Here is an 18307-nt window from a genome sequence, read left to right on the forward strand (position 1 = left end):
CGAGAGCCGAGATCACCGCGGGCGGACGGGGAGCGCTTCGATTCGACCGAACTCGCTGCGTCGAGGGATCGATGCGACAGCCTTCGAGAAGACGGCGGCGATCGCCGCGGATGCGAGGATGGCGAGCGGCACCCCGATCGCCGTCGCATAGTTGGAGTACTCCAAGAGGGTTCCGGCCAACAGAGGTGCCAGCGCCCCGGCGAGCGAACCCAGCAGCGAGGAGAGCGAGAGGACGCGACCACGGATCTGATCGGGAATGATCAGGGCGAGGAACGATCCCTGCACCGCGTTGAGCGGGATCAACGGCAGAGACGCGACGAATCCGAGCACCGCGACCACCCAGACGCTCTGCGTGAACAGGAGTCCGCTGAATGCGATGGTGATCGTGCAGATCGAGATCTGCACGATCCTCTGACCGCTGAGGCGACGAAGCGCCCAGCCCACGACGACGCCCCCGGCAAGCACGCCGGCTCCCTGGAAGGTCTGGATGATACCGATCTGCCAGGCCGGAGTTCCCGCTTCCTGCTGGCTGAGCACGATCGTCATGCCGCAGGCGCCGAGTGCGAAATTCACCAGCACGACCAGGCCGATGAGGACCCTCGGCTGCCGCCAAGCGGCCAACCATCGTGATCCCGAAGACAACGATCTGACCGCCGGAGCATCATCCCGCCGCTCGGGGGCCAGATTCTTCTTGATGGCCAGCGCCGAACCGACCTCCCCCAGACGGGTGACGGCCGAGACGATCAACGGCACCGAAGGATGCAGCCCGAACAGAAACCCCGACACCGGGGCAGCGGCAAGACGGATCGCAGCGTCGCGCGACTGATTCGCGGCCGATGCGTCGGCCAGAAGCTCCTTCCCGACGATACGAGGAAGTGCGACATCGGTCACGTTGAAGAAGAGCCCGACGACCATTCCCTCGCATGCGGCGATGACGAGAAGAGAGCCCGTCGTCAACGTCTCGGTCAGGTACATCCCGGAGAGGACCCCATAGATCCCGAAAGCGCCCAGGCCGGACCAGATCATCAGACGACGGGCGTCGAACATGTCCGCCAGAACACCGCCCGGGAGAATCGCCACCGCGCGGGCCGCCGCCGAGACGGTGCCGATGAGCCCCGCCAGGAAGGCATCAGCCGTGAGGTGGTATCCGAGCAGGGTGAATGCGAAGGAACCGACGCTCAGCCCCACCTGTGTGAGCGTGTCTCCCACGAACCACGCGCGATAGTCCCGCACACGCCACACGCTCGGCGTCGCGTTGTTCACAACGGATCCGCCTCGAAGATGTAATCGAAACGGGGGTCGCCGGATCCGCATGTCGGACACCCGGCCTCCGGCTGCCATTCCATGATCGTGCGGAGCTCCCCGGAGATGTAGTTCACCTCGATCTGCTTTCCGACGCCCAACGGTTCGGTGTAGCCCGTCATCAGGCGGATCGCCTCATCGACACCGAAGGACGTGAGTCGCTGGATGTGCGGTGAGATCGCGGCGGTCGCGGCATCCCGGGCGGGGGACATCAGCGCGCGGAATTGGCTGAGGAACCCCTGCGTATTGAGCTCGTCGAAGATGTGGAGACAGTCCAGGCACCCGGAGCGACGAGGGATCACCGAGAAGAAGCGACCACTGGTGTGCTGGGTGAGCATGACGACAAGCGGGATCCCCAGCTGAACCGCGGCCGAGTTCGCTCGGCGCTGCGCGATGAACCTGGGCTCGTCGATCGCGCAGATGAGAGCGTCCGCTCCGCGCGCGACCTGCACGATCTCTTCCGCTGAGGTGATCTTCAGATCGACGACCTCGACGTCGCAATCCGGAGCGAAGCCGCGACAATACTGCTCTGCAACCTCGGTCTTCTTCCGGCCGATGTCACCGGTTCGGAACAAGGTCTGTCGATTCAGGTTGCTTTCCTCGACGATGTCGTAGTCGAGGATCGTGAGCTTGCGCAATCCCGCAGCCAAGAGCTGGGGAAGGCTGGCGCTCCCGCCGCCCCCGAGCCCGAGCAGCACGACATGGGCATCACCGAGCACGCGTTGCGCTGAGTTTCCCGCCGCGTGGGAGTTCTCGGCGGCAGCGGCGAAGAAGGTCTGGTTGGCCTCCAGTCGCGCAGGGAGGTCGTCGTAGACCGCCGCGTCCTCGATCAGACCGCTCTCATCGAGATAGTGAATCCCCTGCCGAACATCGTCGTCGGAAAGATGGGCGACGGCGTGCCGCATCTCACGGACGATCTCCTCGACCCCTCTGGTTCCATCCAAGAGGGGCAGAAGCACCCGCAGTTCGCCCTGCGGGTCACTGAGTTCCTTGGTGATTCCCTGTTGTGCGCCGATGCGGACGACGTCCTGCGCGAGCCAGTAGATGGGAAATGCCCGCTTGATCTGCGGTCGCATGATCTGCTCCTTTCATGCTTCGTGCCGCGTCACCGATTCGGCAACGCGGCACGAAGACTGTCGATGGACATCTCAGAGGACGCCCCAGCTGATGTCCCGGTCCCGCGTGGGTCGAACGTTGAACGACATGTCTCCTCCTCTCCTTTTTCGATAGGCGGACCACGGCGCGAACACGCCCATGGTCGTCTCGATCACGGCCAGTCGCCTTCGCCTGCCGTCGTGAGAATCGACGACTCGAAGTGAGTGCCGATCCAGCCTGGTGTCCCGATCGCGATCGCCGCGATAAGGATGATTCTCAACAGCATCTGCTTCATTTCTTCCCCCCGATGTGTGACCACGAAACCGGACTTGACTAGAATTGTCAAGTACCTGACTAGGCCGGTCATGTGCTTGACTATCGGAGAAGATCGGAGTCATGTGCTCAGCCCCGGAGAACGCATTCGCGCCGCGCGCGAGAAGCTCGGCCTCACCCAAGCCGAGCTCGCCGGCGAGCACCTCTCCGCGAGCTACGTCTCACATCTGGAGCACGATCGTCGGCGCGCGACGCCGGAAGCGCTTCAGCATCTTGCCAGCCGTCTGGGTGTTTCCGTCGAGGAGTTGCGCGCCGCACCGTCGCAGATCAGCGCCGCACACTATGCGGCGTCGGTGGCTGCTCACGTGAGAGCACTCGAGACCGCGCTGGATGGAGATCTCGGGTCGAGGACCGAGGGACTGGTTGCCGCTGACCCAGCATCGCCTGCTGATGATGACTGGGTGACCATGTACCTGGCCGCCGAAGGATTGCGGCACCACGGACAGTACGAAAGACTCTCCGAGTCAGCAGAGGCACTCCTTCGACATCCGCTGACCCAGGAGTCGGCATCCCTGCGCACAGCCGCACTCGCACTGCACGCCACCGCGTTGCGCGCCATCGGTCAGCTCACCCGCTCCCTTGAGGTCGCAAGACAGGCCGTCGCGGCCGCCGAAGAGAGTCAGGACTCGAGCAGCATCGCCCGCGCAGCACTCGCGCTGATTGCAACGCTCAGCGAACTCGGCGTCATAGAGGAGCTGCCCGCGCAGGTCGACAGGCTCACATCTCTGCTCGAAAGCATCCCCTCCCCGCAGTTGAGAGGTCGCATCGCGTGGGCTGCGGGGAATGCGCAGTTCATCCTCGGCGATGCGGCGGCGGGGCTCGATCTGCATGACCGCGCCTCGCAGTGGCTGCGTCCTGATGCGGACCTTCGACTGTGGGCGCGCTTCTGCAAGGCCTCCGCGAACAGACGCATCACCGCGGGAATCACCGCGGGCGTCGAGAAACTCCTCCATGACGCGGAGCTCGGGCTCGAACTGGTCGGAAACGACGATGACCGAAGTGAACTCCTGATCGCTCGCGCGAATTTCCTCCTCCTCGCGTCCGATTCCCTCGGCGCGATCGCTCTCGCGGAACGCGCCCTCCAAACGGCGACTCTCCCTGCACAGACGCAGGCGACGGGATACGAAGTGATGGCCCGGGCGGCGGAGCAACGAGGGAGCGGCGCTGAAGCCCGGCAGCACTGGGCGAAGGCCGCGGAACTCTTCAGTGAGGCAGGCGCTGTCGACAGCGCGATATCGATCTGGCGTCGCCTCGCTCAGCAGGCCTGAGGAGAACAGAGCCCATCGGGCACCCCTGCCCGCCGGACTCCGGTCCGGATGCGATTACGCTGGTGCGCGGGGGATGGCCGTGACGTGTGGTCCCCGTGTGACTGAGGGAGCCACCACATGAACGAGCCCTACACGCCGGACCCGCAGGCGAGCTCTGCGCCGCCGCCCCCGCCTCCTCCTCCCGCCCCTTCGACAGGCTCAGGGACCCAGGGCGGAGGCTCAGAGACCCGGGCGTCGGCGTCCACGACGGCGGGCGTGTCCGGCTCGAAGAACCAGGGCGCCCCCACCGACGCCGAGATGTCGCGCGCCGCCGCCGTCCTCACGGTCATCTCGGACTCGTACTCCGCGAAGATGGTCGGCCAGGACCGCCTGCGGATGAGCCTGCTCGTCTCGCTCATCGCCGGCGGCCACATCCTGCTCGAGAGCGTGCCGGGACTCGCCAAGACCACGGCGGCCAGCACGCTCGCCGACACCGTCAAGGCTCAGTTCAAGCGCATCCAGTGCACGCCCGACCTGTTGCCCAGCGACATCACCGGCAGCCAGATCTACGAGTCGGCGACCGGCTCGTTCCGCACGGTGCTCGGTCCTGTGCACGCGAACTTCGTGCTGCTCGACGAGATCAACCGCTCGAGCGCGAAGACCCAGAGCGCGATGCTCGAGGCGATGCAGGAGCACCAGACGACGATCGGCGGCGAGATCCATCACCTCCCGAAGCCGTTCCTCGTGATCGCGACGCAGAACCCGATCGAGCAGGAGGGCACCTACGAGCTGCCCGAGGCGCAGATGGACCGCTTCCTGCTCAAGGAGATCGTCGAGTACCCGAGCCCGGCGGAGGAGTTCGAGATCCTCAGCCGCATCGACTCGGGCGTGCTCGACCCCGACCGGCACGTGACCAGCTCGGTGAGCCTCGACGACGTGGACCTGCTGCAGGACGTCGCGAGCCGCGTCTATGTCGACCCGGCCATCCGCAACTACATCGTCTCGATCGCCTATGTGACCCGGAACCCCGCGCCGTACATCGGCGAGGAGCGCGCACGCCTCATCAAGTACGGGGCCAGCCCGCGTGCGAGCATCGCGTTCCTGCAGGCTTCGCGCGCGCTGGCGCTGCTGAACGGCCGCGCGCACGTGCTGCCCGAGGACATCCGCGCCCTTCGTCACCTGGTGCTGCGCCACCGTCTGCTCCTCACCTTCGAGGCCGACGCCGAGGGCATCCGCAGCGAGGAGATCATCGACGAGATCTTCGCGGCCGTTCCCACTCCCTGACCCGCCCATGCCCAGCCTGATCACGCAGGTGAAGAGCAAGCTCTTCATCCACTCGTCGCGCAAGTCGCTGCACGCGCTCGACGGCGCGTACGCGTCGCTGCTGCACGGGCGCAGTCTCGACTTCGAGGATCTGCGCAAGTACGAGTACGGCGATCAGGTGCGCGACATCGACTGGCGTGCGACCGCGCGGCTGGGCACTCCGCTGGTCAAGCGTCATCGCGCGATGCGCATGCACACGATCATGTTCGTGGTCGACACCGGGCGCTCGATGGCCGCGCTCGCCCACGACGAGAAGTCCAAGAAGGATCTGGCGATCCTCGCGACCGGCGTCCTCGGCGTGCTCGCCCTGCGCCACGGCGACGACTTCACGACGGTCTACGGCGATGCGGAGCGTGTGCGCCGCCGAGCGCCCGGCCGCAGCGAGGGCGCACTCGAGCACGCCCTGCGCACGATCGACAGGGCCATCGACGCGAGCACCGCCCCGAGCGATCGCGACGCCCTGCTGTCATACGTCACGCGAACGATCTCCCGCCGCATGATCGTCGTCGTGATCACCGACGAGGCGCCGATCACCGACGAGACCGAGCGGATGCTGCGACGACTGCGCGTGCAGCACGACGTGCTGTGGCTCACGGTGCGTGACGCCGACCCCGTGCTCGACCACACGACGCGCACCATCCGCAGCGACGTCGACAGCCGGTGGGACGTTCCGGACTTCGTGCAGGGCGACCTCGGCATCGTCCGCGAGCTCACGGCGCAGACCGAGGCGGATGCCGCGCGTCTCGCCGAGACCCTGAAGCGCATGGAGATCAGCCATGCCGCACTCGACGGGCAGGACGACGCGGTCTCGCAGCTGCTGCAGCTGCTGAACCGGAGGTCTCATGCCGGGATCTGACGAGCTCTACCCGCCGGCGCAGTACGGCTGGGGATGGATGCTGCTCGCCATCGGCATCCTGATCCTGCTGGTGCTCGGCGCATGGCTGCTGATCGTGCTCACCCGTCCCCGGCGCGTCCTCTCCACCGCCGGAGAGCCCCAGGGACCGACCCTGTTCACGGTCGACGTGCTCTCGCAGCTGCGCACGGAGTACCTCGACCGCATCCAGATGGTCGAGACCGACTACCGGGAGCGGAAGCTCTCCGCGCGGAACGCGAACTTCGAGTTGAGCAGGGTCGTGCGCACGTTCGTGAACGAGTACAGCGGCCTCGAAGCGCCCGTGCTCGCGCTCGACGACCTCAAGGCCCGCGGGGTGCATCCCGCACTCATCGATGCGATGGGTCGGCACTACTACCCGAGCATCTTCCGTCAGGGACCGGCGATCGACCCGATCGCGGGTGCCGAAGCGGCGCGGACGGTGGTGCGCACATGGCACTAGCCAACTTCTGGATGATCATCGTCGCCCTCGCGGTCGTGCTGGTCGCACTCGGCATCGGGCTCGCGCTGGGCCTGCGCCGCGCCGGACGCGGTGAAGCCGGCGAACGGGCGCGGGTCGCCCGTGCCGAGCGTCTGCGCGCGCTGCCGTCGTTCCGCCAGGCGCTGAGCCGGCGGGCGCTCGCGCTGTCCGGCATCCTCGTGCTCGGCACGGTGGCGACGGTCGCGGCCGGTGTGGTGGCAGCCCGGCCGATGTCGTCGCAGACCATCCAGCCGGTGAACACCAGCCGCGACATCATGCTGTGCCTCGACGTGTCGGGCTCGATGACCGAGGTCGACGTCGAGGTGCTGAGCGTGTTCGAAGAGCTGCTCGAGGACTTCGAGGGCGAACGGATCGGCCTGACGATCTTCAACAGCTCTCCCGTGCAGATCTTCCCGCTCACCGACGACTACGACTTCATCCGAGAGCACCTCGCGAGCATCAAGGAGAGCTTCGACTACGTCGATCAGATCCCCGAGCACTGGGTCGGAACCCTCAACGGCGACGGCGCCTCACTGATCGGCGACGGTCTCGCCGCGTGCACGATGGGCTTCGACCGCCCCGATGACGAGCGGTCGCGCTCGGTCATCTTCGCCACCGACAACGAGATCAACGGCGCCTCGATCGTGACGCTCGAGGAGGCGGCCGGCTACGCCAAGGCCAAGGGCGTGCGCGTGTTCGCCCTGAACCCGGTGCAGGGCAAGGATGCCGAGGTGAGCGCCGAGCTCGCCGCCGCGGCGGAGACGACCGGGGGCGCCGCCTACGGCCTGCGCGACACGACGACCGTGTCCGACATCGTGACCGAGGTGCAGGAGCAGGAGGCGACCGAGCTGCGCGGCGAGGCGCAGGTCGTCTGGACCGACAGTCCGAATCTCTGGATCGTGGTGCTGTCGATCACGCTGCTCTCGTTCGCCGTGGTGCTGTGGAGGGTGAGACTGTGATCTTCCAGCCCGTCCTCCATCCGCTGCTGCTCGTGCTGCTGTTCGTGCCCGTGATCGCCCTCGCCGTCTGGCTGACCGTGCGTGGGGGAACTTCGACGATCTCAGGAACCCCGCAGAAGCAGGGGTCAGGGGAAGGGGTCGCTGAGCCTGTCGAAGCGTCTCGGGCGCAGTCCCGTTCGCGCGCTCAGCAGCGCGCCCTGTGGGCGCTGCGTCTTCTCCTTCTGCTCGCGTGCTTCGTGATGCTGCTGCGCCCCGGCATCCCCGGCGGTGCGACCCAGACGCTCGCGACCGACACCGACATCGTGCTCGTCGTCGACACCACCGCGAGCATCGTGGCGGAGGACTGGGGCGACGGAGAGCCCCGGCTCGACGGCGTCCGTGAAGACGTCCGCGCGATCGTCGAGGAATACCCCGGCGCGCGGTTCGCCCTCATCACCTCCGATGCGGCGGCGGAACTGCGGATGCCGTTGACCACCGACACCACCGCGCTGATGGGGTCGCTCGAAGTGCTGCGGCCCGAGGTGACCAGCCAGTCGCGCGGCAGCTCGATCGGCATCTCCGCGCCGCTGGTCTCCGAGACGCTCGCCTCGGCCGCCGAGGCCTCCCCGGACCGCTCGCGGATGGTGTTCTACTTCGGCGACGGCGAGCAGACGGTCGATACGCCCCCCGAGCCGTTCAGCGGCAGCGCGAAGTACACCGACGCCGGCGGCGTGTTCGGCTACGGTACCGCCGAGGGCGGCCCCATGCGCATCACGGGCGGAGGGGTGAACGCCGACGAGGGGTACATCGAATACCAGGGCGAGAACGCGCTCTCGGTCATCGACGAGCAGAACCTCGAGGCGGTCGCCGAGCAGCTCGGCGTCGACTACCAGCACCGGACGGCGGATGCCGCGCCGACGCTGCCCGAGGCCCCCTCGACCACGACGAGCTACGCCGAGTCCGGCGAGGTCGGCAACGTCACCGAGCTGTACTGGATCGCCGCGCTGGTGATCATCGCCCTCCTCGGCGTCGAGCTGACCCGCGCGACGCTGCTCATCGCGCGACTCCGTCAGCTGCGGTCGCCCCGTGCCGATCGGTCCCTGAGCGAGCGGAGCGAGACGAAAGGCGCACGCTCCGCGGTTCCTGGGCGCGTGTCGTCTCGCTCCGCGGTTCCTGAGCGAGGAGCGCAGCGACGAGACGAAGGACGCTCGACGCCCGACGGAGGAGGTGCCTCGTGACCGACCCTTCGACGAGCTCAGGGGCCCAGGCCGCCGCAGCCCTGCTGCGATCGAACCGCCGACGGCGCAGCATCCGCCGCTGGGTCGCGATCGGGACCCTCCCTCTCACACTCGCCGCGCTGTTCTTCGTCGGCAAGCTGCTGAGCATGTACGCCTTCGCCCATCAGGCGGTGACCGCCTACGTGGTCGACGACTACGCCGGTTCCGAGGCGTCGGCCCGCGGGCAGGAGTTCCTGAACTGGTTCGAGCCGTACAAGGCGCCCTTCAACGTCGGCACGGCGCTCGGCGCAGCCGAGCAGCTGCCCGAGGCGAGGGCGAAGCTCGAGGAGGCCCTGGAACTCGCGCACGGTCTCGAGGTGTGCGGCGTGCGCATCAACCTGGCCCTGGTCGTGGAGCGCATGGGCGATGCGGCCCGCGCCGGCGGCGACGGCGCGACGGCGGCGCAGCTGTACGGCGAGGCGCTGACGATCACCGTCGAGACGCCCGAGGAATGCCGAAGCGACGAGGCGCAGCAGCAGTCCTCCGATCCGGAGCGCGACATGTCGGACGCCCTCGACGGCACCGAGGAGCGGCTCAAGCAGAAGCAGCAGGAACAGGAGCAGGAGCCCCAGCCCCAGGAGCCGCAGCCCGAGGACCAGGAGCCGCAGCCGTCCGAGGACAAGCTGGAGGACCTGCAGGACAAGCTCGAGCAGGGCACGCAGGAGCGCGATCAGCAGCAGAACGACGACCCCGGCAGCTCGGGAACGGACAAGCCATGGTGATGGACCACGAGAAGCAGCGGGCACGGTACATCGCCGGAACCGAGGGCGCGCCGCCCGTCCCTCCGCCTGGAGGCTACCGCGGCGCGCGGCGCCAGCAGGCACCCGCAGCCGGTGCGCCGCTGCCGCCGACGCCCGGTGCCGTCGCGACGCTCGACACGGAGAAGAAGCCGGCGAACGCCCTCGGCTGGATCGCTCTGGCGGCATCCGTCCTGTTCGCGCTGATCCTCCTCGGCACGCTCGTCGCCGGCGGCACCGACATCCTCTACGGCGTGACGATGCTGGCTCTGCAGCTGGTGGTCGTCGCGGTGATCATCGCCGCCCTGTTCTCCCCGCGCGGACGGATGCTGGGCGCGATCGCGCTCATCGTGACGATCCTGTTCAACGTCGCGACGGTCGGCGGCATGAGCGCCCTGCAGACGTCGGCCTCCGGCAACTACGAGGGCGTGAAGAGCGACGAGCAGAAGCACGAGGAGGCGTATCCCGCGATCAAGGGCACCGACCCGCAGCAGACGCTGAGCCAGCAGTCCCTCGAAGAGGTGCGGGCACAGGCCGACGTGCTGTTCGCCGACATCCGCGCCCGACTGACCGCCGAGTTCGGCTACACCTGGGTGCCGGTCGGCGATGAGGACCTGCGCCCGGAGCGCAACGGCTACGGCGGCGAATCCATGCTCGTCGAGTACACCTCCCCGGGCTGGGCGACGAACGAGCCGATCCAGGACTACGCGCAGAAGCTCGACGTCATGGCCGTGATCGACGAGGTCGTGCTCGAGCACGGGCTGTGGGACCTCTACTCGTTCAACGACCCGACGAACTCGGGCATCGACCCGGCGATGATCGCGAAGCTCTACGGCAGCGATGACCCGCGCACGCAGAACACGTGGGAGTACTACACCGAGAACTACCCCGATCCGCTGCGGTTCTACGCGAACATTTACGATCTGTCGAACGACCCGGACGGCGGCTTCCTGACCGCCCGCCAGGCGCAGAACGCGCGCACCGGGGAGCCGCTCGAAGGACTGCAGCTCGTCGTGATCGCCAGCGGCGTGCTCAGCGAGGCCGACCGCGCCGAGTTCGAGAAGAAGCTCGAGGAGTACCCCGGCTTCGGCTGAGCCCCGCGTTCACCGTTGCGTCTCCCTGCGCTCGCTCACCGAACCCGGTCGTTGAGCGAGGAGCGCAGCGACGAGACGAAGCGCCTCAGCATCCGCAGCCCGGTCGTTGAGCGAGGAGCGCAGCGACGAGACGAAACGCCTCAGTCGGCGAGGCGCAGCAGCATCCGGGCGACGACGAACCGCGCATGCCCGCGAGAGGTGCGCGGGTCATAGCCGAGCGTCTCGGTGAGCGCCGTGAGGCGATCCTGCACGCTGGAGTGGTGTCGGCCCAGACGCACGGCGGCCGCCCGCACGCTCTGCTCGTCGACAACCGCGTCGAGCAGTTCGAGGCTGCGGGCATCGAGGTGCGCGAGCGCCGCGGCATCCGGGTGCAGGGCGCCGGAATCGGCGTTCTCGGCGATCAGCAGCAGCGCGCCGAGATCGGCGGCGTCGAGGGTGGGCTCTGCGGGCGAGGTCAGTCGCACGGCCACCAGGGCCGCGGCCCAGGAGGCGGGGAGCTGCTCCTCGGTGCCTGCCGTGCCGACGCCGCGTCGGAGATCGTCATCGTCATCCCAGGCGTCCTCGACCGCGACCCCCTCCGGGAGGATCGTCGCCCGGGTGAGTCCGTGCCGGGTCGCCACGACCGCGGACGGATGCTGCGCGCCGGGTGCCGGATCGGGGAGGGAGGCGATCACGCGGAAGCGTCCGGGCGCGAGCCGCAGCCGAGACAGCGCGCCGACCCGCTCGTCGGCACCCGCATAGGAGCTGATGGCGAGCTCGACCGCACTCGCCGTGCCGACCGAGCGGCGCGCGCGGATGATGCCGAGCGCGAGCGCGAGCCGCTCGAGGATCATCGCGTCGTTGGTGTGCGGCTCGCCCTCGCGTTCGATCCACACGACGGCGTCGGGTCCGCTGTCGCGCAGCATCCATCCGTCTCGGGGATCGATCGGATCGATGCGGACGCCGTCGGCCCGCACACGCATGATCTGACGGCCGTCGCGTTGCCCGACCGTCGCGCCGCTCAACACCGCAGCGCCGCGCAGCATGCTCTCGACGCCGACCGACCGCTCCACGAGGGCATCGAAGTACGTGACGACCTTGAGGGTCTCGCTGGCGTCCGGGTCGAGGGCGGTGAGACGCCCCAGCAGATCTTGCATGTCGGCTCCATCGCGCGGGAGTTCCACCCTACGGGGTCGACTCGCGACCCCGTAGGGGACGGCGTCACGACAGCAGGCGGTTCACCCAGTTGTCGCGCGCGGCGAGCATCGCCTGCGCGACGGCCGCGTGCGGTGCGAACATGTCGAACCCATGGAACCCTCCGGCCCAGACGTGCAGCTCGGCCTGGACGCCGGCCTCCCAGAGGCGCGTGGCGTAGGCCACGTCCTCATCGCGGAACACCTCGGCGCTGCCGCAGTCGATGAACGCCGGGGGCAGGCCCGCGAGATCGGTCGCGCGAGCAGGAGCGGCGTAGATCGAGACGTCGGCACCGCCCTTGCGGTCACCGAGCAGAGCGGTCCAGCCGGTGATGTTGGAACCGCGATCCCAGACGCCGATGCCGTCGATCTGCCGCGTCGAGACCGTCTCGTCGCGGTCGTCGAGCATGGGGTAGATGAGCAGCTGCCCGACGAGCGCCGGACCTCTGCGGTCGCGGGCGATGAGCGCCGTACCGGCCGCCAGTCCTCCTCCGGCGCTGCCGCCGCCGATCAGCAGACGCGACAGGTCGATGCCGAGGTCTTCCGCGTGGTCCGCCGTCCACACGAGCGCGGCGTAGCAGTCCTCGACCGGGAACGGGTCGGGGTACTCCGGCGCGAGCCGGTACTCCACGGTCACGATCACGCCGTTGAAGCGCTCTGCCCAGTCGAGGAAGCCAACGACGCCCAGCCACCGGTTGCCGATGATCATGCCGCCACCGTGCGTGTGGAAGAAGCCGGGTCCCGTGCCCGTCCGCCCCTCCTTCTCGATCACGGAGACGACGATCTCGTCCCCTCCGTGCCCGGCGATCGTCGCGTCGCGGCGCGTGAAGCCCCGCGCCTCGAGCACGGCGAAGATCTCCTCGTCGCCGCTGACCGGCGCCTGGCGCATGAGCGGGATCATCTCCGGCGTGAGGGTGGACGGGATCTGGTCGGCGACCAGGGCGAGTGCGGCTTCGAGCTCGGGGTCGAAGGGCGGGCGAGCCAGCGTGTCAGTCATCAGAACTCCTTTGTCCTCGCCGTCTGCGTGGCGGCGTCCCGCCAGCATCCTTCACGTCTTCCCCCACGGTAACCCGCCACCCGCCCCCGATCTCGCCCCGTCCGGCCGCCATCCGGCGGGGCGCTCCCGTGGCAGAAGAGCACAGTGCCCGGGCCGTCGACCCTGCCGAACTGCCACCGGAGCGTGGCGTCAGCCGGCGAACGACAGACCTGCGGCGAGCGCGAAGCCGAGCACGGTCGCGAGACCCGTGGACTCCTTCGCCTTCGACTGCGCCTCGGGCACCATCGAGTCGACGAGCATGACGAGGAGGGCGCCGGCGGCGAAGCCGCTCGCCGCGGTGCGGAACGCATCGCCCGTCACGGTCGCGAGGCCGAAGCCCGCGACGGTGGCGAGCGCGCAGATGACGGCGACGCCGGCCCAGAGGAGCAGCACGCGGTTCTTCGCCATGCCGCCCTTCAGGAGGTCGGCCGCCGACCCGATCGACTCCGGCAGGTTCGAGACGAGGATCGCGACGACCAGTGCGATGCTGACGGGTTCGCCGGAGGCGAGCCCGATGCCGAGCACGAGCTGCTCGGGGATGCCGTCGAGCAGGGCGCCGACGGCGAGCTGACCCCCTCCCGCCTCGCCCTTCTTCTTCGCCGCCCTGGCGTCGAGGATGCGCGCGGCGATGTAATAGGCGAGGGCCCCGGCTGCGACTCCGCTGACGAGCGGGACAGCACCGCCCCGCTCCAGCCCCTCTTCCCAGAGTTCGAAGGCGATCGAGGCCATCAGCGCTCCGGCGCCGAAGCCGAGGACGATGCCGAGCCAGCGCGGCGGCCAGACCCGCAGCATGGCGAGCACCGCTCCCACGAACAGCGGGGATGCCGCGACCACACCCCACAGCACCGCTTCGCCCATGTCACGCCTCCGCCTGACACTCTGGCACCCCGCGAGCGGAAAACAGAGACGATCTCTGCGCGTATCGGCGAGTCGCGTCCGGACACGCCGCGCCCGCGGCATCCGATCTCCGTTTTCCCTCACTGCCCGGATCGCGGCACGAAGACACCTGAGGCCGCTCTCACCGAGCCGGATCGACGCCGGTGCGGTGGATGCCGAGATCGGTGCGATCAGCAAGGATGTCGGCGCGCAGCGCTCTCGTGCCGCGGTAGTCGCCGTCCTGCAGACGCCGGTACGGTCGTTGCGGCGTCTCGGTGCGGATCCCTGCGAGGCGCCGACCGAGACGCTCGATCTCGCGGTCGATTCCCGTCGTGTCGAGGCCGTCGGCGTCGTGCACGACATGCAGGTCGAGCGGTTCGATCCCGGTGTACCAGAGGGTGCCGTGCGTCACCGGGAAGAGCAGCGAGTCGATGTCTCCGCTGATGCCGCGCGGACCGATGGATCGCTCGTCCTCCCCGGCTGTGACGATCACCAGCGCCCGCCGGCCCGCGAGGGGTCCGGCGCCGTAGCGCAGCGGCACGCCGCTCTCGGGGTCGACCGTGCCGTAGGCGAACCCGTTCGTGAGCACGCGATCGAACCAGCCCTTCAGGATCGCGGGCACGCCGTACCACCACAGGGGGAACTGGAACACGAGAAGCTCGGCCGCGGCGACCTTGCGCTGCTCCTCGACCACGTCGTCGGTCAGCTGCCCCGCAGCCTGAGCTTCGCCCATGAGGTCCACGAGGTTGCCGGCGCGGCCGAAGGGCTCACCGAGATCCTTCGCGTCGAGGACCGGATCGAAGCCCTGCGCGTAGAGATCGGTGGTCACCACGTCGTAGTGGGCGGCGAGCGCCTGGGTTCCCTCCCGGAAGAGCCGTGCGTTGAACGAGCTCGACTGCGGGTGCGCGAGGATCCAGTGCGCGGTCGGGCGCTCGGCGCTCATGACGTCGCCTTCCCGGTGCGGACGAGCGGAAGGACGGCCGCGGCGACCACGACCACCGCCGCGATGAACAGGGCGACGGTGAATCCGCTCGCTCCGAGGATCGAGCCGATGGTGCCGAGCACCGCGATGCCGAGTCCGCCACCGAGCGCGAAGCCGACCTCCTGGATGGCACCCACCTGGCCGGCGTCGTCCTCCGTCGTGACGTCGAACAGCGCGGTCGCGGCGAGAGTCGCCCCGATCCCGAAGCCGAGACCGACGAGCAGTAGAGGGAGCGCGACCAGATCCGGATCGAAGGCGAGCCAGGCGAGCCCTGCGCCCTGCACCGTCAGTGCCAGCACCGTCAACGCGTTCGCGCTCAGCACCCGCAGGAACACCGGTGCCAGCACGCCGCCGAGGGCGATGGCGACCGCCTGCGGGAGGATCGCGATCCCCGCCTCGGCCGCACTGTGACCGCGTGCATCCTGCAGGTGGAGGCTCACCAGCACCACGGATGCCGACGCCACCCCGCTGCTCGCGAGGATCCGCGTGATCGCGGGGCTGAAGCCCGGCACGCCGAACAACCGCATGTCGATGAGCGGCTCGCGCAACATGCGCTGCCGGCGGATGAAGAAGATCAGGACCGCGACGGCGACGACACCGGCGACGGCCGCGGGAACCGGTGCCGCGAGCACCTCGTGCAGCGCGAAGACCAGAGCACCGAGGGCGACGATCGACGACAGGATGCTGAGCACGTCCCACGACGCCGGACGGGAGCTGCGGGAGTCGGGCACCAACCAGATCGCGAGCGCGCCGGCGATCACGGCCAGGGGCACGCTGCCGAGGAGCAGCCACCGCCATCCCGGGCCCTCGGTGATGATCCCGCCGAGCACCGGGCCCAGCGCGCTCCCGGCGCCGAAGGTCGCCGTCCACAGGCCGTAGGCGAGCACGCGCTCCCGCGCCTGGTAGTGGGCGCCGATCGTGGCGACCACGCCCGCGACGACGAACGCCTCCGCGACTCCGAGCAGAGCCCGGATCGCGATCAGCACCAGCCCGTTGTCGGCGAACCCACCGATGGCGTTGAGCACGGCGAACCCCGCGAGGCCGATGAGCACGATGCGTTTGCGTCCGAAGGTGTCGCCGATCCGCGCCGCGAGGATGAGTGTGGCCGCGAGCGACAGGGAGTAGATGTCGACGAGCCACAGGGCTCCGCTGTCGGTGAGGGCGAGATCGCCGCGGATCGCCGGCAGGGCGGTCGAGACGCTGCTGATCGCGAGGGCCCCGATGAGGATGCCGAGCTGCAGCGGGATCATCGCGAGCCAGGGGTGGCGGAGGGCACGGGTGGGGGCGAGGGTCGTGGGGGTACTGGACGTCACGGTCCCAGTCTGGTGTGATGGTACGGAGGGGACAAGTACTGTCATTCCGGTCACATAGTGACCGTTTGGATACTGAGGAAGCACGAGAGGCGAGCTCATGAGGGAGAAGACGGAGCGCATCGTCCGGGAGTGGACGGATGCCTGCGACGCCGAGGTGTCGATCGCCGTGCTCGGCGGCGCCTGGAAGCCCAGCATCCTCTCCCTCCTCGGCGAGCACGGCGTGCTGCGCTTCGGCGAGCTGAGCCGCCTCCTGCTCGAGCCCACGGCCCGCGTCCTCACGCGGCAGCTGCGAGAGCTCGAGGACGACGGACTGATCACCCGCGAGGTGTACCGGCAGGTGCCGCCCAAGGTCGAGTACCGGCTGAGCGACCTCGGGCGCGGCGCCGGCCCCCTGATCGACTCCCTCACCCGGTGGGGCGGCGAGTACGCCGCGCATCAGAGACGGATGCTGGCCGCTCCGGCATCCGTCCGCGATGAGGAGCGGCAGGCGGAGCCGATCGCGGCAGGTCCGGTGCCCCGCTGACGCACTCGTCATGCGGCACAGGGCGACACGCCGCCCGCGGATAGACTGGAAAGCATGTCCAAGGTCCTCCAGTCCCTGCCCGTCGGCGAGCGCGTCGGCATCGCCTTCTCCGGAGGACTCGACACCTCCGTCGCCGTCGCGTGGATGCGCGACAAGGGCGCCGTGCCCTTCACCTACACCGGTGACCTCGGGCAGTACGACGAAGACGACATCGCGTCGATCCCCGGCCGTGCGCTGGAGTACGGCGCCGAGGCCTCGCGCCTGGTCGACTGCAAGAACGCCCTGGTCGAAGAGGGCCTCGTCGCCCTCTCCTGCGGCGCCTTCCACATCCGCTCCGGCGGCAAGACCTACTTCAACACGACGCCGCTCGGTCGCGCGGTCACCGGCACGCTGCTGGTGCGCGCCATGAAGGAGGACGGCGTCGACATCTGGGGCGACGGCTCCACCTACAAGGGCAACGACATCGAGCGGTTCTACCGCTACGGCCTGCTCGCCAACCCGCGCCTGCGCATCTACAAGCCGTGGCTCGACGCCGACTTCGTCACCGAGCTCGGCGGCCGCAAGGAGATGAGCGACTGGCTCGTCGCCCACGACTTCCCGTACCGCGATTCCGCCGAGAAGGCGTACTCGACCGACGCGAACATCTGGGGCGCGACGCACGAGGCCAAGACGCTCGAGCACCTCGACGTCTCGCTCGAGACCGTCGACCCGATCATGGGCGTGAAGTTCTGGGATCCCTCGGTCGCGATCGAGACCGAAGACGTCACGGTGACCTTCGAGGCCGGCCGCCCCGTCGCCATCAACGGTGTCGAGTACAGCGACCCGGTGGCCCTCGTCATGGAGGCCAACACGATCGGCGGACGCCACGGCCTCGGCATGAGCGACCAGATCGAGAACCGCATCATCGAGGCGAAGTCGCGCGGCATCTACGAGGCCCCGGCCATGGCACTGCTCTTCATCGCCTACGAGCGCCTGGTCAACGGCATCCTGAACGAGGACACCCTCGCGACCTACCACGAGCAGGGCCGCCGCCTCGGTCGCCTGATGTACGAGGGACGCTGGCTCGAGCCGCAGTCGCTCATGCTGCGCGAGTCGATCCAGCGCTGGGTGGGCCTCACGATCTCGGGCTCGGTCACCATCCGTCTGCGCCGCGGCGACGACTGGACCATCCTCGACACCACGTCGCCGAACCTCTCGTACGGTCCGGAGAAGCTGTCGATGGAGCGCGTCGGCGACGCCGCCTTCGGCCCGGTCGACCGCATCGGGCAGCTCACGATGCGCAACCTCGACATCGCCGATTCCCGCTCGCGCCTCGAGCAGTACGCCGGCCTCGGCCTCATCGGCGGCGCCACGGGCGCGCTCGTCGGCCGCGTGACCGCGGGCGAGTCGGGCGAGATCACCGGTTCGGTCGAAGAGGTCGACGAGAACCTGGCGGATGCCGTGGACGTCGCCTCCGAGGGCGCGGCCTTCGACTCCGGCACGGACTGACCCTTCGACAAGCTCAGGGACGCAGAAGGGGGCGGATGCTGCGGCATCCGCCCCCTTCTGCGTTCCGACACTCCGCGGCGCCGTTCACAATTCAGCAAGAACTCGCCGCCTCGCCGCGCAGAGCATCCCGCCCGAACGAGAACGGGCGTTCCGTGCTGAGTTGTGAACGCGGAGATGCGCGGAGCCTGTGACTCCTCCGAGTTATCTTGCACACTTGTG

General features: G+C 68.8%; 18 protein-coding genes. 10 read left to right on the forward strand and 8 right to left on the reverse strand.

Features of this window, described 5'->3' with window-relative positions; all coding sequences use genetic code 11:
• Positions 1-12: 12 nt before the first annotated feature.
• The 3 genes from MRBLWH11_RS04365 to MRBLWH11_RS04375 form a co-directional block, all read right to left on the reverse strand.
• Positions 13-1341, reverse strand: coding sequence for an MFS transporter (locus tag MRBLWH11_RS04365; protein ID WP_341946863.1), 1329 nt, complete (start codon positions 1339-1341; stop codon positions 13-15).
• Positions 1260-2378, reverse strand: coding sequence for a ThiF family adenylyltransferase (locus tag MRBLWH11_RS04370; RefSeq protein WP_341946864.1), 1119 nt, complete (start codon positions 2376-2378; stop codon positions 1260-1262). The genes MRBLWH11_RS04365 and MRBLWH11_RS04370 overlap by 82 nt, the downstream gene beginning before the upstream one ends.
• A 191-nt stretch (positions 2379-2569) precedes the next feature.
• The gene (locus MRBLWH11_RS04375; RefSeq protein ID WP_341946865.1) at positions 2570-2692 is read right to left on the reverse strand and encodes a hypothetical protein; all 123 of its coding nucleotides are present in this window, start codon (positions 2690-2692) and stop codon (positions 2570-2572) included.
• Positions 2693-2795: 103 nt separating this feature from the next.
• Here MRBLWH11_RS04375 and MRBLWH11_RS04380 point away from each other — a divergent pair, with 103 nt between their 5' ends.
• The 8 genes from MRBLWH11_RS04380 (at position 2796) to MRBLWH11_RS04415 (ending at position 10698) form a co-directional block, all read left to right on the forward strand.
• Positions 2796-3998 (forward strand): helix-turn-helix transcriptional regulator, encoded by a 1203-nt coding sequence (locus tag MRBLWH11_RS04380; RefSeq protein WP_341946866.1) that lies wholly within the window; start codon positions 2796-2798, stop codon positions 3996-3998.
• Between the two features lie 297 nt (positions 3999-4295).
• On the forward strand, positions 4296-5261 hold the full coding sequence (locus MRBLWH11_RS04385) for an AAA family ATPase (RefSeq protein ID WP_116633963.1): 966 nt from the start codon (positions 4296-4298) through the stop codon (positions 5259-5261).
• A gap of 7 nt (positions 5262-5268) precedes the next feature.
• Complete coding sequence (locus MRBLWH11_RS04390) at positions 5269-6156, forward strand: DUF58 domain-containing protein (protein ID WP_341946867.1); 888 nt, start codon at positions 5269-5271, stop codon at positions 6154-6156.
• Positions 6143-6634 carry a hypothetical protein gene (locus MRBLWH11_RS04395; protein WP_341946868.1) on the forward strand — a complete coding sequence of 164 codons (492 nt, stop codon included), beginning with the start codon at positions 6143-6145 and terminating at the stop codon, positions 6632-6634. Before MRBLWH11_RS04390 ends, MRBLWH11_RS04395 begins: the two co-directional genes overlap by 14 nt.
• The gene (locus MRBLWH11_RS04400) at positions 6625-7611 is read left to right on the forward strand and encodes a VWA domain-containing protein (RefSeq protein WP_341946869.1); all 987 of its coding nucleotides are present in this window, start codon (positions 6625-6627) and stop codon (positions 7609-7611) included. Before MRBLWH11_RS04395 ends, MRBLWH11_RS04400 begins: the two co-directional genes overlap by 10 nt.
• On the forward strand, positions 7608-8828 hold the full coding sequence (locus tag MRBLWH11_RS04405; protein ID WP_341946870.1) for a VWA domain-containing protein: 1221 nt from the start codon (positions 7608-7610) through the stop codon (positions 8826-8828). The genes MRBLWH11_RS04400 and MRBLWH11_RS04405 overlap by 4 nt, the downstream gene beginning before the upstream one ends.
• Positions 8825-9589 (forward strand): hypothetical protein, encoded by a 765-nt coding sequence (locus MRBLWH11_RS04410; protein WP_341946871.1) that lies wholly within the window; start codon positions 8825-8827, stop codon positions 9587-9589. Before MRBLWH11_RS04405 ends, MRBLWH11_RS04410 begins: the two co-directional genes overlap by 4 nt.
• Entirely contained in the window at positions 9583-10698 is a 1116-nt protein-coding gene (locus tag MRBLWH11_RS04415; RefSeq protein ID WP_341946872.1) for a hypothetical protein, read from the forward strand. Before MRBLWH11_RS04410 ends, MRBLWH11_RS04415 begins: the two co-directional genes overlap by 7 nt.
• 140 nt (positions 10699-10838) lie before the next feature.
• Here MRBLWH11_RS04415 and MRBLWH11_RS04420 read toward each other — a convergent pair whose 3' ends face one another.
• The 5 genes from MRBLWH11_RS04420 to MRBLWH11_RS04440 form a co-directional block, all read right to left on the reverse strand.
• Complete coding sequence (locus tag MRBLWH11_RS04420; RefSeq protein WP_341946873.1) at positions 10839-11834, reverse strand: LysR family transcriptional regulator; 996 nt, start codon at positions 11832-11834, stop codon at positions 10839-10841.
• A 64-nt stretch (positions 11835-11898) separates the two neighbouring features.
• Positions 11899-12867 (reverse strand): alpha/beta hydrolase fold domain-containing protein, encoded by a 969-nt coding sequence (locus tag MRBLWH11_RS04425; RefSeq protein WP_341946874.1) that lies wholly within the window; start codon positions 12865-12867, stop codon positions 11899-11901.
• Positions 12868-13056: 189 nt separating this feature from the next.
• Complete coding sequence (locus tag MRBLWH11_RS04430) at positions 13057-13764, reverse strand: hypothetical protein (RefSeq protein WP_116633255.1); 708 nt, start codon at positions 13762-13764, stop codon at positions 13057-13059.
• A gap of 160 nt (positions 13765-13924) precedes the next feature.
• Positions 13925-14725, reverse strand: a complete 801-nt coding sequence (locus MRBLWH11_RS04435) for an NAD(P)H-dependent oxidoreductase (protein WP_341946875.1) — start codon at positions 14723-14725, stop codon at positions 13925-13927.
• A complete protein-coding gene (locus tag MRBLWH11_RS04440) occupies positions 14722-16077 on the reverse strand; it encodes an MFS transporter (RefSeq protein WP_341946876.1) in 1356 nt (451 codons plus the stop codon). The genes MRBLWH11_RS04435 and MRBLWH11_RS04440 overlap by 4 nt, the downstream gene beginning before the upstream one ends.
• A gap of 97 nt (positions 16078-16174) precedes the next feature.
• Between MRBLWH11_RS04440 and MRBLWH11_RS04445 the strand changes: the two genes are divergently transcribed.
• Both MRBLWH11_RS04445 and argG read left to right on the forward strand, forming a co-directional pair.
• On the forward strand, positions 16175-16600 hold the full coding sequence (locus tag MRBLWH11_RS04445; RefSeq protein WP_341946877.1) for a helix-turn-helix domain-containing protein: 426 nt from the start codon (positions 16175-16177) through the stop codon (positions 16598-16600).
• A gap of 54 nt (positions 16601-16654) precedes the next feature.
• The gene (gene argG / locus MRBLWH11_RS04450) at positions 16655-18088 is read left to right on the forward strand and encodes an argininosuccinate synthase (protein WP_341946878.1); all 1434 of its coding nucleotides are present in this window, start codon (positions 16655-16657) and stop codon (positions 18086-18088) included.
• Positions 18089-18307: the final 219 nt, after the last annotated feature.

The organism is Microbacterium sp. LWH11-1.2 (genome assembly GCF_038397745.1).
Classification (GTDB): Bacteria; Actinomycetota; Actinomycetes; order Actinomycetales; family Microbacteriaceae; genus Microbacterium.

Bases quoted from the DNA above. Each gene is read 5' to 3' on its own strand.
- MRBLWH11_RS04365 (WP_341946863.1), bottom strand. From the start codon at position 1,341: ATGGCAGCCGGAGGCCGGGTGTCCGACATGCGGATCCGGCGACCCCCG.
- MRBLWH11_RS04370 (WP_341946864.1), bottom strand. From the start codon at position 2,378: ATGCGACCGCAGATCAAGCGGGCATTTCCCATCTACTGGCTCGCGCAG.
- MRBLWH11_RS04375 (WP_341946865.1), bottom strand. From the start codon at position 2,692: ATGAAGCAGATGCTGTTGAGAATCATCCTTATCGCGGCGATCGCGATC.
- MRBLWH11_RS04385 (WP_116633963.1), top strand. From the start codon at position 4,296: ATGTCGCGCGCCGCCGCCGTCCTCACGGTCATCTCGGACTCGTACTCC.
- MRBLWH11_RS04390 (WP_341946867.1), top strand. From the start codon at position 5,269: ATGCCCAGCCTGATCACGCAGGTGAAGAGCAAGCTCTTCATCCACTCG.
- MRBLWH11_RS04395 (WP_341946868.1), top strand. From the start codon at position 6,143: ATGCCGGGATCTGACGAGCTCTACCCGCCGGCGCAGTACGGCTGGGGA.
- MRBLWH11_RS04400 (WP_341946869.1), top strand. From the start codon at position 6,625: ATGGCACTAGCCAACTTCTGGATGATCATCGTCGCCCTCGCGGTCGTG.
- MRBLWH11_RS04415 (WP_341946872.1), top strand. From the start codon at position 9,583: ATGGTGATGGACCACGAGAAGCAGCGGGCACGGTACATCGCCGGAACC.
- MRBLWH11_RS04420 (WP_341946873.1), bottom strand. From the start codon at position 11,834: ATGCAAGATCTGCTGGGGCGTCTCACCGCCCTCGACCCGGACGCCAGC.
- MRBLWH11_RS04425 (WP_341946874.1), bottom strand. From the start codon at position 12,867: ATGACTGACACGCTGGCTCGCCCGCCCTTCGACCCCGAGCTCGAAGCC.
- MRBLWH11_RS04430 (WP_116633255.1), bottom strand. From the start codon at position 13,764: ATGGGCGAAGCGGTGCTGTGGGGTGTGGTCGCGGCATCCCCGCTGTTC.
- MRBLWH11_RS04435 (WP_341946875.1), bottom strand. From the start codon at position 14,725: ATGAGCGCCGAGCGCCCGACCGCGCACTGGATCCTCGCGCACCCGCAG.
- MRBLWH11_RS04445 (WP_341946877.1), top strand. From the start codon at position 16,175: ATGAGGGAGAAGACGGAGCGCATCGTCCGGGAGTGGACGGATGCCTGC.
- argG (WP_341946878.1), top strand. From the start codon at position 16,655: ATGTCCAAGGTCCTCCAGTCCCTGCCCGTCGGCGAGCGCGTCGGCATC.